The sequence below is a fragment of the Streptomyces sp. CA-294286 genome (genome assembly GCF_050947155.1).
Taxonomy (GTDB): Bacteria; Actinomycetota; Actinomycetes; order Streptomycetales; family Streptomycetaceae; genus Streptomyces.
In genome coordinates, this window is sequence record NZ_CP192005.1 from 3,700,273 (window position 1) to 3,715,169 (window position 14,897).

General features: G+C 69.2%; 9 protein-coding genes, 1 tRNA gene, 3 pseudogenes and 3 CRISPR repeat arrays. Of the genes and pseudogenes, 11 read left to right on the plus strand and 2 right to left on the minus strand.

Features of this window, described 5'->3' with window-relative positions:
- Positions 1 to 47: 47 nt before the first annotated feature.
- A complete protein-coding gene (locus ACQPZG_RS21210) occupies positions 48 to 821 on the minus strand; it encodes an ABC transporter ATP-binding protein (RefSeq protein ID WP_433547319.1) in 774 nt (257 codons plus the stop codon).
- Positions 822 to 1,217: 396 nt separating this feature from the next.
- Here ACQPZG_RS21210 and ACQPZG_RS21215 point away from each other — a divergent pair.
- The 3 genes and pseudogenes from ACQPZG_RS21215 to ACQPZG_RS21225 all read left to right on the plus strand — a co-directional run bounded on the left by ACQPZG_RS21215 (position 1,218) and on the right by ACQPZG_RS21225 (position 2,981).
- A tRNA-Leu gene (locus tag ACQPZG_RS21215) sits at positions 1,218 to 1,300 on the plus strand.
- A 232-nt stretch (positions 1,301 to 1,532) separates the two neighbouring features.
- Complete coding sequence (cutA, locus tag ACQPZG_RS21220; protein ID WP_433547320.1) at positions 1,533 to 1,862, plus strand: divalent-cation tolerance protein CutA; 330 nt, start codon at positions 1,533 to 1,535, stop codon at positions 1,860 to 1,862.
- 115 nt (positions 1,863 to 1,977) lie between these two features.
- A pseudogene (locus ACQPZG_RS21225) lies at positions 1,978 to 2,981 on the plus strand (IS5 family transposase).
- Between the two features lie 266 nt (positions 2,982 to 3,247).
- On the opposite strand, the gene ACQPZG_RS21230 reads toward ACQPZG_RS21225, so the two are convergent.
- Positions 3,248 to 3,688, minus strand: coding sequence for a hypothetical protein (locus tag ACQPZG_RS21230; RefSeq protein ID WP_433547321.1), 441 nt, complete (start codon positions 3,686 to 3,688; stop codon positions 3,248 to 3,250).
- A gap of 44 nt (positions 3,689 to 3,732) precedes the next feature.
- A CRISPR array of direct repeats spans positions 3,733 to 4,124; the repeat unit is 26 nt; unit sequence AACATCCCCGCGTGCACGGGGAGCAG.
- Positions 4,125 to 4,477: 353 nt separating this feature from the next.
- On the opposite strand from ACQPZG_RS21230, the gene cas3 reads away from it, so the two are divergent.
- From cas3 to cas2e, 8 genes and pseudogenes are all read left to right on the plus strand, one after another.
- Positions 4,478 to 7,264 (plus strand): CRISPR-associated helicase Cas3', encoded by a 2,787-nt coding sequence (cas3, locus tag ACQPZG_RS21235; RefSeq protein ID WP_433547322.1) that lies wholly within the window; start codon positions 4,478 to 4,480, stop codon positions 7,262 to 7,264.
- Between the two features lie 22 nt (positions 7,265 to 7,286).
- Positions 7,287 to 8,918, plus strand: a pseudogene (casA, locus tag ACQPZG_RS21240) (type I-E CRISPR-associated protein Cse1/CasA); the annotation flags it as partial.
- A gap of 21 nt (positions 8,919 to 8,939) precedes the next feature.
- Positions 8,940 to 9,641, plus strand: coding sequence for a type I-E CRISPR-associated protein Cse2/CasB (casB, locus tag ACQPZG_RS21245; protein ID WP_433549489.1), 702 nt, complete (start codon positions 8,940 to 8,942; stop codon positions 9,639 to 9,641).
- A complete protein-coding gene (gene cas7e, locus ACQPZG_RS21250) occupies positions 9,638 to 10,840 on the plus strand; it encodes a type I-E CRISPR-associated protein Cas7/Cse4/CasC (protein ID WP_433547323.1) in 1,203 nt (400 codons plus the stop codon). The genes casB and cas7e overlap by 4 nt, the downstream gene beginning before the upstream one ends.
- On the plus strand, positions 10,837 to 11,703 hold the full coding sequence (gene cas5e, locus ACQPZG_RS21255) for a type I-E CRISPR-associated protein Cas5/CasD (protein ID WP_433547324.1): 867 nt from the start codon (positions 10,837 to 10,839) through the stop codon (positions 11,701 to 11,703). Before cas7e ends, cas5e begins: the two co-directional genes overlap by 4 nt.
- The gene (gene cas6e / locus ACQPZG_RS21260; RefSeq protein WP_433547325.1) at positions 11,703 to 12,491 is read left to right on the plus strand and encodes a type I-E CRISPR-associated protein Cas6/Cse3/CasE; all 789 of its coding nucleotides are present in this window, start codon (positions 11,703 to 11,705) and stop codon (positions 12,489 to 12,491) included. The genes cas5e and cas6e overlap by 1 nt, the downstream gene beginning before the upstream one ends.
- Before the next feature lie 23 nt (positions 12,492 to 12,514).
- A pseudogene (gene cas1e / locus ACQPZG_RS21265) lies at positions 12,515 to 13,390 on the plus strand (type I-E CRISPR-associated endonuclease Cas1e); the annotation flags it as partial.
- A complete protein-coding gene (cas2e, locus tag ACQPZG_RS21270) occupies positions 13,387 to 13,740 on the plus strand; it encodes a type I-E CRISPR-associated endoribonuclease Cas2e (RefSeq protein ID WP_433547326.1) in 354 nt (117 codons plus the stop codon). The pseudogene cas1e and the gene cas2e, both read left to right, overlap by 4 nt.
- Before the next feature lie 85 nt (positions 13,741 to 13,825).
- Positions 13,826 to 14,222: direct repeats of the CRISPR family, unit length 29 nt; unit sequence CTGCTCCCCGCGCACGCGGGGATGGACCC.
- A gap of 95 nt (positions 14,223 to 14,317) precedes the next feature.
- Positions 14,318 to 14,774: a CRISPR direct-repeat array (repeat unit 29 nt; unit sequence CTGCTCCCCGCGCACGCGGGGATGGACCC).
- Positions 14,775 to 14,897 lie beyond the last annotated feature (123 nt).

Sequence of the window (14,897 nt, forward strand, 5' to 3'; positions counted from 1 at the left end):
GGAGAGTGTGACGAGTACGGAACGGGGCACGGCGTGAGGGCTGCGGATCAGCTCGTACGGCCCTTGGTGTCGAAGTCCTTCATCCGGTCCAGGACGCCGTCCGCGGTGGGGTGCAGCATCTCGTCGACCGCCCGGCCGTCGGCCAGGAAGATCACGCGGTCCGCGTAGGAGGCGGCCGTCGGGTCGTGCGTCACCATCACGACGGTCTGGCCCAGCTCGCGTACGGAGTTGCGCAGGAAGCCCAGTACCTCGGCGCCCGAGCGCGAGTCCAGGTTTCCGGTCGGCTCGTCGCCGAACATGATCTCCGGACGGCTGGCCAGCGCACGGGCCACGGCCACGCGCTGCTGCTGACCGCCGGACAGCTCCGAGGGACGGTGCTTGAGGCGGCCGGACAGGCCGACCATCTCGATGACCTTGTCCAGCCATGCCTGGTCGGGCTTACGGCCGGCGATGTCCATCGGCAGCGTGATGTTCTCCAGCGCGTTCAGCGTCGGCAGCAGGTTGAACGCCTGGAAGATGAAACCGATCTTGTCCCGGCGCAGCTGGGTGAGCTGCTTGTCCTTCAGCGTCCCGAGCTCGGTGTCGCCGATGCGCACCGACCCGGAGGAGAACGAGTCCAGCCCGGCCACACAGTGCATCAGCGTCGACTTGCCGGAGCCCGACGGACCCATGATCGCCGTGAACTCGCCCTGCCGGAACTCCACCGACACCCGGTCCAGCGCGACGACCTGCGTCTCTCCGTGCCCGTAGACCTTGGACAGCTCGGTGGCGCGGGCGGCGACCGCGGTGGTGCGGTGCGTGGCGTGGGGGAACGTGGTCACGGTGGTGCTCCTGTCGAGACGCTTCGGGGGGACGCTTCCCATCCTCACGCCGCTTTTACGTGCGCGAATCAGTCCGCGTGCCCGTTCCGGGGGCCGACTCGGGTCTGACCCGGACCCACCGCGGTCCTCCTCAGGTATGACGGCGACCCTGAGGGCGTTCCCGGACGGCGGACCGCCCGCGACCCGGGCACAAGACGTCGAGTTTCCGTCAATCCCGTGCACGCTCCGACACCGGACGGTACGCCTGCGTACCCGCCCCGGCATGTGCCGATGACCTGGTCCGTGTACTGACGCTCCATCAAGCGCCCATAAAATAAGACAGCGTTGGATCGATCCCACGCTGTCCGGGCGACCTCTGCGGATAGGCTCTGAGCCATTGTCGCGGCCGCGCGGCCTGCCCGGATGGTGGAATGCAGACACGGCGAGCTTAAACCTCGCTGCCCCTCGGGGGCGTACCGGTTCGAGTCCGGTTCCGGGCACACTTCTGTCTAGGCATCCGACCTGCGGGACCCATGCCCTCGTGCGATCACAGTGCGTGAGCTTGGGTGCACCAGGGGTGTGCGAGAGGTCTAGCGTCCCTTCATGGCGTACATCCCAAAGGCGCAAGGACGCCAGGCCGAAACGTGGGCGAGATCGCCACCGACTGATCATCGGGTCCGGAGGCGTGGAGAAGGGTGGCATCCGTACGGCCGCTTCTCTAGGCTCCCCGTTATGACTGACTACGTGCAGGTGGCGACCGCCACGGCGACAAAGGATGAGGCCGTCGCCCTCGCTGGACCCGCAGTACAGAAGAAGCTCGCGGCTGGCGCACAGGTCATTGGCCCAGTGACGAGCGTGTTCTGGCACCTGGGCGAGTTCGGGACGGGTGAAGAGTGGCAGCTCCTCCTCAAGACAACGGCGGACCGGTATCCGGAGCTGGAGACGTACCTCCTCAAACACCATCCGTGGGACAACCCGGAGCTCTGCGCCGTGCCGATCGTGATGGCTGCTGACCGGTGCAAGACCTGGATTCGTGAGTCCGTCTCCTCGGACGACAAGTAATCCAGAAGTTCCTGCTGCTGCCCGGGGGTGCCTCCGTCCTAGGGCCTGTATTGAGTTGTGATCGGTTTGCCGGATCTGCCCTCGCGTCGAGGGCGGATCCGGTAGTCCGGTACGTATGACGCGTGTGCAACTGACGGACGACGAGTGGGGGTTCGTCGAGCCGTATCTGCCGGTCGGTGAGTACGGCCCGTATCCCGAGCGGCTGCGGCAGCAGTTCGAGGGTGTGATCTGGAAGTTCCGTACGGGAGCGCAGTGGCGGGAGGTGCCCGGCCGGTTCGGTGCCTGGTCCACCGTGCACAACAGGTTCAGGCAGTGGCGGGACGCCGGGGTTTTCGAGGCGCTGCTGGAAGGGGTGATAGCCGAGGCCGCCGGGCGGGGGCGGGTGGATATGTCGCTGGTGAGCGTGGACTCCACGACTGTCCGCGCCCATCACGACGCGGCCGGGATGCGCCTGGAGGAGGACGTGTTGGATGCTCTGGAGAAGGCTGCCGTCGAGGCGGAGACGGCCCGGCAAAAGGGGGCGGCGCGGCGGAACAAGACGGACAGGACGGCGTCGTTGACCCCGGCCGGGCCGAACGGCGGCGCGTCCGGCGACGGCGCAGGCTCCGCTTGAAAGCTGCCCTGCTCGGGCGCTCACGAGGCGGACAGACCAGCAAGATCCACCTTGCTGCCGACCGCAGGTGCCGTCCGCTCGCGTTCGTCCTGACCGCAGAGCAGGCCGCGGACAGCCCGCAGTTCATTCCCGTGCTCAAGAAGGTACGGGTCCGCGGGCCCGTCGGCCGTCCCCGGACCCGGCCCGGCGCGGTCGCCGGGGACAAGGCCTACTCGTCCCGCGGCAACCGCGCCTACCTGCGCAGACGCCGCATCAAGGCAGTCCTCCCCGAGAAGAGGGACCAGGCGGCCAACCGGAAGAACAAGGGCAGCGGGGGCGGTCGTCCGGTCACTCACGACGCCGACCTCTACAAAGAGCGGAACACCGTCGAGCGCCTGATCAACAAGCTGAAGGCCTGGCGAGGCATCGCCACCAGATACGACAAAACACCCGAGAGCTACCTCGCCGGCCCTCACCTACGCGCCTCAATGATCTGGATCAAAGACCTCACCCGCACCACTCATTGATCACGACCAAATACGCTGCCTAGTCGCTCCGCAGGTACACCTGCGGGCACGGTGGACGATGGTCATGGACGGACCGACAATCGTCGTGCATCCGCCCCAGGGTGTTCGCCAGGACGCCGGGTCACTGCGGCCGGGGCAATCCTTAGGATGGCCTACTCCAACAGCGATCTTGCGGAGCTGCTTCGTCTCGCCGGTACCGGTACCGGTACTGAGGATGCCGAGGACCTCGTCGCAGCCCGCCGGCCACCACCGACCCTAGCCGCTTCTCAGCTGCTCTGGCGGTCCAGCAGATCCTGCACCTCAGGCACCCGTGCGTAAGGACGGAACCGGTCGAGCAGCGGGTTGATGCGTTGCATGGGACGGATCGAGGCCACGCCGGTGGCGAGGTCGAGCGCGCGGCCGGTCGCCGCGGCGGCCTGCTCGATCTCACCGGCCGTGAGGTAGGCGTCTGCGAGCCACGACAGATAGAGGGACTTGTCCCGGGCGTGATCGTCGGAGTACCGGCTCAGAGCTGCCGTGAGTGCCGGGACGGCGCGCAGCGGGCGCCGGAGTTCGGTCCAGCATCGGCCGGTCATGATGCCCACCTCCGTGCGGTCGACCCAGGACGACCAATCAGGCTGCGGCTCACCATACTGGGCGTCGTCGAGGGATTCGCGGGCCGCGTCGAGTGCCTTCTCCGCCGCTGCTGCCTGCCCTCTCGCATGCACGGGGAGCAGCGAACAGCCCCGGCGAAGCGGGTCGCGAGGTCGGGAACATCCCCGCGTGCGCGGGGAGCAGAACACGCTCCGGTAGGAGGTTTCCCCCCGCATGGGAACATCCCCGCGTGCGCGGGGAGCAGAGCGACAGTCAGCCCGCCATCCGGCCGACGCAGGGAACATCCCCGCGTGCGCGGGGAGCAGGTGGAGTGACAGCTCCGGCCGGGGCCGTTTTGGGGAACATCCCCGCGTGCACGGGGAGCAGCCGCTCACGAACCAGGTGATGCGGGCCTACCCGGAAACATCCCCGCGTGCACGGGGAGCAGACGCCCGGGTGGACAGCCAGCCCCGCCCGGTCGGGAACATCCCCGCGTGCACGGGGAGCAGCGTGCAGGTTGGCGCGCATCTCGGCGGCGACGGGGAACATCCCCGCGTGCACGGGGAGCAGCCTTCCTGAGCTGCGGCTCTACGACTGAGGGCGGTAGTTCTCGACCACTTTCACCGAAACGAGCAAATCGGACATAAGGTCAGGAGTTTCTTCCGGGCACCGACTCCATGGGGCTGTGCGCATCGTACGTCGTGGCCCTCCGGCGTTACGTCGAACCAGTTGAACCGGCAGAGGCGGCGAGGCATCTTTCCGCGTATGTGCACATTGGGGCCATGCCTTCCTGTATTGCTCGACCAATGACTGGTGTTGAGGAGTCCCGCTCAGGGCTTTGGGGGCGGTTGTCGGGGCCGGCGCGGACTGTGTGGGCGAAGCACGATCGGGACAGCGACGGGTGGTTGCCGTTGTGGCGGCACATGGCCGACAGTGCGGCGGTCGGGGGGTTGCTGTGGGACGAGTGGTTGCCGACGAACGTGCGTGCCCTGGTGGCGAGTTCGCTTCCTGGTGGGGAGCCGGAGGCACGACGGTTGGTGGTGTGGCTGGCTGCGGTGCACGACATCGGGAAGGCGACACCGGCCTTCGCCTGTCAGGTGGATTCGCTGGCCGATGCCATGCGCGCACAGGGGCTGGAGATGCGTACGCAGCGCGCGTTCGGGCCGGAGCGCAAACTGGGGCCGCATGCGTTGGCCGGGCAATGGCTGCTGGGGGAGTGGCTGGAGGAACGACACGGGTGGACGGGGCGCCAGACCGGGCAGTTCACCGTGATCGTCGGGGGCCATCACGGGGTGCCGCCGGAGAACTTGCAGATCATGGATCTGGATGCACACCCGCAGTTGCTGAGGCCTCGCGGGGCGAGTCGCGCGGCGTGGCGTCGGGTGCAGGGGGAGCTCCTTGACGCGTGTGCCGAGGAGTACCGGGTCGGTGAACTGCTCGGCGCCTGGCGGGCGGTGAAACTTTCCCAACCGGTGCAGGTACTGCTCAGTGCGGTGGTGATTCTGGCGGACTGGATCGCGAGCAATCCTGACTTGTTTCCGTACTTTCCGCAGGAGAGTCCTCGCAGCAGCGAGGAACGGATCACCGCGGCTTGGCGTGGGTTGAACCTGACACCGCCCTGGCAGCCTGGAGAACCTGCGGGCAGCGCCCAGAAGTTGTTCGCCGCACGGTTTGTGCTGCCGCCGGGGGCGGAGGTCAGGCCGGTGCAAGAAGCAGCGGTGCGGCTGGCGCGGTCGATGCCCGCGCCGGGGTTGATGGTGATCGAGGCGCCGATGGGGGAGGGGAAGACCGAGGCCGCGCTGGCTGCGGCCGAGATCTTCGCCGCACGGGCCGGGGCGGGTGGGGTGTTCTTCGCACTGCCCACCATGGCCACCGGCAATGCGATGTTTCCGCGGTTGCTGGAGTGGCTGAACCGGTTGCCTGCCGAGCAAGGGGCGCGCCATTCGGTCCTGCTGGCGCATTCCAAAGCGGCGTTGAACGAGAAGTTCGCCGGGCTGGTGCGTGAGGGGCGTCAGCAGGTCGCCGCGGTGGAGGTCGACGCGGAGGTGCCGGATGAGCCGTCTGCGGTGCAAAGGCGGATGGCGCCGGCCGAGCTGATCGCACACGCGTGGCTGCATGGTCGGAAGAAGGCGATGCTGGCGTCGTTCGTCGCGGGGACGATCGACCAGTTGCTGTTCGCAGGGCTGAAGAGCCGGCATCTGGTGTTGCGGCACCTCGCGGTGGCCGGGAAGGTCGTGGTCGTCGACGAGGCGCACGCCTACGACACGTACATGAGTGTCTACCTCGACCGGGTGCTGTCGTGGTTGGGGGCGTACGGGGTGCCCGTCGTGGTGTTGTCCGCGACGCTGCCCGCCAGCCGTCGGCGGGAGCTTGCCGAGGCGTATGCGGGGGCAGTCCCGGGGAGTGCGGAATTCGAGGAGGTGGCACAGGCGGAGGGGTATCCACTGCTGACCGCGGTGGCGCCGGGGGCGGTGCCGGGCGTGGAGCGGCCGGAGGTTTCCGGGCGGGACGGCGAGGTGCGCTTGGAGCGGATCGAGGAGGATCTGGAGGCATTGGCGGACCGCTTGGAGCGGGAACTCGAAGGTGGCGGTTGCGTGCTGGTCGTGCGCAACACGGTCGGCCGGGTACGGGAAGCCGCCCAGGCGCTGCGCAAGCGCTTTGGGGACGAGCAGGTGACCGTCGCGCACTCGCGGTTCGTAGACGTGGACCGGATGGCGAAGGACGCGGGGCTGCTGAGCCGGTTCGGGCCGCCGGGCACGTCCGAACGCCCGGGGCGGCACATTGTCGTGGCCAGCCAGGTCGCCGAGCAGTCTCTCGATGTCGACTTCGACCTACTTGTCACCGACCTGTGTCCGGTCGACCTCCTGTTGCAGCGGATGGGGCGCCTGCACCGCCACCAACGCGGCGAGCAGCAGTCGGACCGGCCCCGGCAGCTGCGGACTGCTCGCTGCCTGGTCACCGGCGTGGATTGGCACAGCGGAGTCCCTGCCCCCGCCCGAGGATCGGTGGCGGTGTACGGCAGGTACTCGTTGCTGCGGGCGGCCGCCGTCCTGCTCCCTCATCTGGAGGGGGGACGCCCGGTGCGGCTGCCGCAAGACATCAGCCCCCTCGTGCAGGGCGCCTACGGCGAAGCGGCGGTCGGTCCCGCCGCGTGGGGCGAGGCGATGGCCGCGGCAGGCGAGCAGCACGTGCGTCACCGGGCACGGCAGGCGGAGAGCGCGGACACATTCCGTCTCGGCGAGGTGGGCCGGCCCGGCCGTTCCCTGGTCGGCTGGGTCGCAGCAGGCGCCGGGGACGCGGACGACTCCCGGGCGGGACGGGCGCAGGTGCGTGACAGCACCGAGAGCCTGGAGGTCATCGTCGTGCAGCGGAGGGCGGACGGCACGCTGGCGACCCTGCCGTGGCTGGAGGACGGCCGAGGCGGCCTGGAACTGCCGCAGGACAGAGTCCCTGCCCCGCGGGCGGCGCGAGCGGCAGCCGGGTGCGGGCTGCGGCTGCCGATCCAGTTCTCCGACCCGAAGGTGATGGACCGGGCGATCGCTGAACTGGAGGAACTTTACGTGCATGCCTGGCAGAGCAGGGACAGTCATTGGCTCGCCGGACAGCTGATCCTTGCGCTGGACGCCGATTGTCAGACCCGTCTGGCAGGCTTTCGTCTCCGCTACAGCAAGAGCGACGGGCTAGAGGTGACCAGTGACCGCACCGAGTGAAGTGCGCCCGGACAACGTGGTGTTGTCGTTCGACCTGACCGACCGCCCGTGGTTGCCGGTCCTGCGCCCCGACGGGACTCAGGAAGAACTCTCGTTGCGGGAGGTACTCGCCGAGGCCAACGAACTGCTCAGGTTGGTCGGCGACCTGCCGACCCAGGAGTTCGCGCTGTTACGGCTGCTGCTGGCGGTGTGCCACGACGCCCTCGACGGCCCCGCCGACAGCGAGGCATGGGGCGAGCTGTGGGCGGACCCCGCATGCTTCACGAAGGTCTCCGACTACCTCGACGCCCACCGGGAACGCTTCGACCTGCTGCACCCGCAGACACCGTTCTTCCAGGTAGCGGGGTTGCGTACGGCGAAGGACGAGGTGTCCTCGCTGAACCGGATCGTCGCCGACGTCCCGAACGGCGACCCCTTCTTCAGCTCCCGGACGCCCACCGTGGACCGACTGGATTTCGCGGAAGCCGCCCGCTGGCTCGTCCACGCGCACGCCTACGACACCTCGGGCATCAAGACCGGGGCAGTGGACGACCGGCGGGTCAAGGGCGGGAAGGTCTACCCGCAGGGCGTGGGCTGGGCCGGATCCCTCGGCGGGGTCTACGCCGAGGGGCGCACACTGCGCGAGACGCTGCTGCTGAACCTGGTCGCTGCCGACACTCCCGGGCTGCGCCTCGGCGACGACGACCGCCCGGCGTGGCGGCGCGCGCCCTGCGGGCCTGGAGCGGAGGGCGACCGACGCCCGTGCGGCGTACGGGACTTGTACACCTGGCAGTCGCGGCGCGTGCGACTGCACCACGACACCGACGGCGTGCACGGCGTCGTCCTGGGATACGGCGATCCGCTGCCTGCGCACAACATGCACACCCATGAGCCGATGACGGCTTGGCGGCGCAGCCCGGCCCAGGAGAAGAAGCACAAAGAGGCCGTCGTCTACCTGCCGCGTGAGCACGATCCCGCGCGGGCCGCCTGGCGCGGGCTTGAATCCCTCATCATCGGCCGGTCGGAGGGCACCCAGACGTCCGAGGCCGCCCGACATCTGCGGCCCGGTGTCTTCGAGTGGATCGCCCAGCTCGTCACCGGTGGGGAACTGCGGCGCGGATTCCTGATCCGGGCACATGTGGTCGGCGCGGCGTACGGCACCCAGCAGTCGGTGATCGACGAGGTCGTTGACGACCGGGTCGCCATGGCGGTGGTCCTGCTGCACCGCCAGGACCGTGAGTACGGGCAGCTGGCCGTCGACGCGGTCCACGAGGCCGACGAAGCCGTCAAGACCCTCGGCGATCTCGCCAGCGACCTGGCCCGGACCGTGGGCGCTGATCATGAAGGGCCCCGGGCGGCCGCCCGCGACCGTGGCTTCGTCGCCTTGGACGCCCCGTACCGCACGTGGTTGTCCCGTCTCGCGGAGGCCGAGGACCTGGACGCCGAGCGCCGACGCTGGCAGCGGGACGTGTATCGGATCGTCGCCGAGCTCGGTGATCAACTGCTCGCCGATACCGGTGACGATGCCTGGGAAGGCCGGATCGTGGCGGGCCCGAAGGGCGCGGAATGGCGTAACTCCGCCCATGCCGACAAGTGGTTCCGTCTTCGCCTCGACAAATGCCTCAGTAACCCCTTCCGCCGCACCCCGGCCATCGACGGTTCCGCAGATCCCCAGCCTGTCGCCGAAGGAGCCCGTATGTCCGCCCCGGCCGCTGTTTCCACTTTTGCTCGGCGGAGCGTCGCTGAGGCCGTCGCAGGTCTCATCCGGCCGTTGCAGAAGGGCTATCTGCGTGACGACGCCGTCAGTGTGGGGGCACGCGCACGCCTGAGTCGTGGCGCGGGCAGGACCTTCGGACAGGTCCCCGACCTGCTGGGGCTGGTCGACACCAGCACCTTGTACGAGACCCCGACGGCCGGCGGCCACACCCTGCGAGAGGCGGAACTGCCCGCAGCCGAGGACGCGGTGCACACCGCACTCACCCTGTGGGCGCTGCACCAGCAGTCCCGGGGCGGCGGGATGCATCGCCGGGACAGTTCCGGGGGCAGCCGGACAGGACTCGGCGCCGCCGTCCGCCGATTGATGAAGCCGGGTGAGATCGACGAGACCGTCCTCAAGCGTCTCGTACGCGCGGGCAGTGCGCCCGATCTTGAGTTCCTGTCAGTGCGGTTGCGGGAGATCGTGCTGCTGCTGCGGGAGAACGAGACGCCCCTCGATTACGGGCTTCTGGCCGGACAGCTCTTTCTGTGGCAGCAGCCCGGCGGACGGGGTGTCGTACGGCGGGAATGGGGCCGTTCCTTCCACTCGGCTCCCACGGAGCAGCACGCGAGCACCGAGCACGACACCCAGACTCCCTCCGCCGACAACGCCACCACCCTGACCGACAAGGACACCCCGTGAATCGCTACTTCCTCGACGTGCACGCGCTTCAGACCGTGCCGCCCAGCAACCTGAACCGCGACGACACCGGCGCACCGAAGTCGGCCGTCTACGGGGGAGTGCGCCGGGCCCGGGTTTCCAGCCAGGCGTGGAAACGTGCCATCCGCACCTATTTCGGCGAGGAACACCTCCTCGACCCGGACGAACTCGGCGTCCGCACCAAGAAGGTCGCCGAGATCCTGGCCGCCAGGATCTCCGAGCGCCGACCGTCCCTCCAGGATGCGGCGGTGCTTGAACTGGCGGCTGCGGTGATCGAGGGAGCCACTGGCTCCAAGGTCGAGGCCCCGAGGCGGAACGCTAAGGAGGAGTCAGGTGAGGAAGCAGCGCCTCGGTCGAAGTACCTGATGTTCCTCAGTGCCCGCCAGCTCGACGGCCTCGCCGACCTGGCGGTGGAAGGCGCGGACGACATCAGGGCCTACTTCCAAAACAAGAAGAACAAGGCTCGTGCCAAGGAGATCGCCGACACCCTCCACTCCGTCGACATCGCGCTCTTCGGCCGTATGGTCGCCGACTCCGCCGACATCAACGTGGACGCCGCCGTCCAGGTCGCCCATGCGATCAGCGTGCACCGGGTGGAGAACGAGTCCGACTACTACACCGCGGTGGACGACGAGAACACCGCCGCGGAGCCCGGCGCCGGAATGATCGGCAGTGTCGAGTTCAACTCCGCCACCCTCTACCGGTACGCAGCCGTTGGCATCCACCAGCTCGCTGACAACCTGGGCCAAGGACTGCAGGAGGACGAACCGCTCAGCACACCGGTCCGCCGCGCAGTGGAGGCTTTCGTCCAGAGCTTCGTGGAGTCCCTGCCCACCGGAAAGATCAACACCTTCGGCAATCACACCCTCCCCGACGCCGTCATCGTGAAACTCCGCACCACCCGGCCGATGAGTTACGCGGCGGCCTTCGAGGAGCCCGTCACCGGCGACCACCACGGCGGACACGTACGCGAGGCCGCCGAGCGCCTGTCCGTCTACGTCCCCGACATCGAGAGGACGTACGGCGACGAGGACACCACGCGCACCTGGGTGCTCAGTGTCGGACCCAATACCGCCGCGCTTGCCCCCCTCGGTGAGAAAGCGGACAAGTTGAGTGCACTGGTCGCCTCTGTCGGCCAGGCCGTCGCGGACCGCATGGACGGAGCGCCCACGCTGTCATGAGTGTGCTCACGCTGAGGCTGGCCGGCCCCCTCCAGTCCTGGGGGGCCGCCGCCCGCTTCGTCCGCCGTACGACCGAGTCGGCGCCGACCAAGAGCGGCGTCATCGGCATGCTCGCCGCTGCCCAAGGCATCGCACGCGGAGACGACGACGCCCTGGCACAACTGGCGGCGCTGCGTTTCGGCGTGCGCATCGATCAACCCGGCACACGGGTACGGGACTTCCAAACCGCCCACCACCAGGTCACCGACAAGGCCATGCCGCTGTCCGAACGGTTCTATCTCGCCGACGCCGTCTTCGTCGCCGCCCTCGAAGGCGACGCACACCTTCTCAACGGACTCTGCGAGGCGCTGCACGCCCCCGTCTACCCGCCATTCCTCGGCCGCCGCTCCTGCCCGCCCACAGGACAGCTCGTACTCGGCCTGCACGACGACACAAAGCTGACTCAGACGCTCTCCCACACGCCCTGGCAGGCATCGGACTGGTACCGGAAACGCCATCGCCGCCCCACCGTGCGACTGCCCCTGCTGCGGGAAGCCGAACCCGGAACCGTTGTGGGCGATCTCCTGCGTGACCAGCCCGTCAGCTTCGATGCAGCCCACCGCAAGCACACCCTGCGCACCGTCACCAGCACCACCGTGGAGGTCCCCACCTCTCGGGCTCCATCGGGATCGGACACCGCACCGGAGCGTTCCGCAGTGGCGCACGACCCGTTCGCCGCACTGTCCGACGCCGACGCCGACGCCGACGCCGACGCCGACGCCGACGCCGACGCCGACGCCGACGCCGACGCCGACGCCGAGCAGTCCCCGGCCAGTCCCGAGCCGTCGCACGACCCGTTCACCGCTCTGGAGGAGGGCACCTGATGTACCTGACCCGCTTCCGTATCAACACCGCACGCACCGGATCACGCCGGCTGCTCTCCTCGCCCCAACCCCTGCACGCGGCCGTCATGAGTGCCTTCCCCACCCTGCTTCCGACCGCTTCCGAACAGCCTCCGGGCGTCTCGGGGCCACGGGTCCTGTGGCGCCTGGACCAGAACGCCCGCGCCGAGGTGTTCCTGTACGTCGTCAGCCCCGAGCGGCCCGACCTCACCCACCTCGTGGAACAGGCCGGCTGGCCCTCACTCGCGGGCGACCCGTCCACACCGGGGTGGGAGACCCGTCCCTACACCCCGCTCCTGGAACGGCTCGCCAAAGGAGGGGCCTGGGCGTTCCGGCTCACCGCCAACCCGGTGCATTACGTCCGGAACAAAGACGGGGCACCGACCAAGCGCACCGCACACACCACCGCGGTCCACCAGAAGGGCTGGCTGCTCAAACAACAGGAACGAGCGGGCTTCCGCATCCTCGAAAAGCCCGACACCTCGCGGCTGCTGCCCGCCGGAACCACGTACCAGGGCCACCCCCACCACGGCGACCGGTACGAGTTGACCGTCCGCGATCAGCGCGATCTGTCCTTCGCCAAACCGCGTGAGGAACGCGGCAACAAGCGCACCGCCGTCACCCTGGTCACCGCCACCTTCGACGGTCGCCTCGAAGTCACCGACCCCGAACTCCTGCGTCACACCCTCACTAGCGGCCTCGGCAAGGCCAAGGCATACGGCTGCGGCCTGTTGACCCTCGCCCCGATCGCCCCCGCCCCGGCCCGGTGACGCCGTGACCACCGTCGGCCGGCGTACCGCGCTCACTCCACGCCATCACCGCAGAAGACGCGGACGGCACCACCCACATCCCCTCCGCCACCATCGGCACGCTCCTCCTCGGGCCAGGCACCCGGATCACCCACCAGGCCATGAGCGTGCTGGGCGAAACCGGCGCCGCAGTGATCTGGGTGGGCGAACACGGTGTCCGCTACTACGCGGCGGGCCGCGCGCTGACCCGCTCCTCCGCCCTCGCCGAGGCCCAGGCGACCCAGTGGGCCAACGCGCGCTCGCGCGTCGCGGTCGCACGCGCCATGTACAGGCTTCGCTTTCCCCACGAGGACCCGGCCGGCCTGACCCGCCGCGAACTCCTCGGCAGAGAAGGCCAACGCGTCAAAGACTGCTACCGCGCACAGTCCACCCGCACCGGAATTCCCTGGCGGGGACGCAAGTATGTTCCCGGCGACTTCGCCAGTGGAGACCCGGTCAACCAGGCCATCACCGCGGCCGCGCAGTGCATGTACGGCATCGCCCACGCCGTCGTGCTGTCCCTCGGCTGCAGCCCCTCCCTCGGCTTCGTCCACTCCGGCCACGAGCTGTCCTTCGTCCTGGATATCGCCGACCTTTACAAAACCGAGATCGGCATCCCCTTGGCCTTCGACATCGCCGCGGAAGGCGGAGACGACGTGGGCCCCCGCACGAGACGCGCCCTGCGGGATCGCATCAACGAGTGCTCCCTGCTCGACCGCTGCGTCGACGACATCAAATCCCTCCTCCTGCCCGAGGACGCCACCCCAGCCGGCCCCCACCCCACCCACAACTTCGACTCCGACACGGTCTCCCTCCAGAGCGATGGCGGCTGGGAGGTGGCCGCAGGCCGCAACTACGGTGACGGAGCGGACATCTGGTGACCGTCATCGTCCTGACCAGCTGCCCACCGGGCCTGCGTGGCTTCCTCACCCGCTGGATGCTGGAGATCTCCGCCGGAGTCTTCATCGGCAATCCCTCCGCACGAGTCCGCGACGCCCTGTGGGACGAAGTCCAGCAGTACGCGAACCAGGGGCGAGCTCTGCTCGCCCACACCACGAACAACGAACAGGGCTTCACCTTCCGCACCCACGACCACACCTGGCACCCCACCGACCACGAAGGCCTGACCCTGATCCGCCGCCCGAACCAGAACCGGGCTTCGTCGCCGACTGAACAGAACAGGAAGCCAGGCTGGAGCAAGGCATCGAAGCGTCGGCGGTTCGGAAAATAGCGAGGGGTATATGTCTTTGATGCCGGAGTCGGCAAAGATGGTTCGAAACCAGGCTCGGTCCCCATAAAACTCCAGCTCAGGAAGCCTGCTCCCCGCGCACGCGGGGATGGACCCGAGCAAGTCAAGATCACCGGATCACTGGAGATGCTGCTCCCCGCGCACGCGGGGATGGACCCCCTCGCGCACGCCGCGCGGGATGGCACGGGACCTGCTCCCCGCGCACGCGGGGATGGACCCCGGCCACCCTGAAGCGCATTCCGACCTACGTCCTGCTCCCCGCGCACGCGGGGATGGACCCGCGCCGAGCGGGGAGCCCGCATGATGGGGGCGCTGCTCCCCGCGCACGCGGGGATGGACCCATCCCCCTCCGTGTCCGGAAGGACGGAGCCTGCTGCTCCCCGCGCACGCGGGGATGGACCCGTGGACACGGCCTTGATCGGGTAGTCCTCGTTCTGCTCCCCGCGCACGCGGGGATGGACCCTACCTCGGCGACGTCCTGGAGTGGCTGGACCGCTGCTCCCCGCGCAGCACGCGGGGGCGGACCCGCGTCACCGCAGCGCCGGACCCCAGCACAGCACTGCTCCCCGCGCACGCGGGGATGGACCCCCGCAGCGCTCGACGTGCACCGAGTGCGGCGGCTGCTCCCCGCGCACGCGGGGATGGACCCGACGCAGGTGCCCGGCGGCCGAGAGGTACCGCCTGCTCCCCGCGCACGCGGGGATGGACCCCTCGCAGAGGCAACGGCCAAGTGGACGCGGACCTGCTCCCCGCGCACGCGGGGATGGACCCCGGGCGGCCGGCGGCGAGGCGGCGGCGCCGCGCCTGCTCCCCGCGCACGCGGGGATGGACCCAGGCACCAGATCAGCCGGTTGGGGCCGCGGAGCTGCTCCCCGCGCACGCGGGGATGGACCCTCAACCGGCAGCAGCGCCTCTTGGGCAGCGCGCTGCTCCCCGCGCACGCGGGGATGGACCCTCCCCGGACCCGGTCGAGCACCCCGCCCCCAGCTGCTCCCCGCGCACGCGGGGATGGACCCACCGGAGCTGACCGGGTAGAAACCGAGCCGCCCTGCTCCCTGCCGCACGGGGCTAGTCGCAAGACCGGGGGACGTATCGTCGCGACTAGATACGAGTTGCCCCGTAGTGGAGCGGCCGGGATG

What these genes read in the sequence shown, in the direction of transcription:
- cutA (WP_433547320.1), top strand. Translation starts at nt 1,533, where the DNA reads ATGACTGACTACGTGCAGGTGGCGACCGCCACGGCGACAAAGGATGAG.
- cas3 (WP_433547322.1), top strand. Translation starts at nt 4,478, where the DNA reads ATGGCCGACAGTGCGGCGGTCGGGGGGTTGCTGTGGGACGAGTGGTTG.
- casB (WP_433549489.1), top strand. Translation starts at nt 8,940, where the DNA reads ATGTCCGCCCCGGCCGCTGTTTCCACTTTTGCTCGGCGGAGCGTCGCT.
- cas5e (WP_433547324.1), top strand. Translation starts at nt 10,837, where the DNA reads ATGAGTGTGCTCACGCTGAGGCTGGCCGGCCCCCTCCAGTCCTGGGGG.
- cas6e (WP_433547325.1), top strand. Translation starts at nt 11,703, where the DNA reads ATGTACCTGACCCGCTTCCGTATCAACACCGCACGCACCGGATCACGC.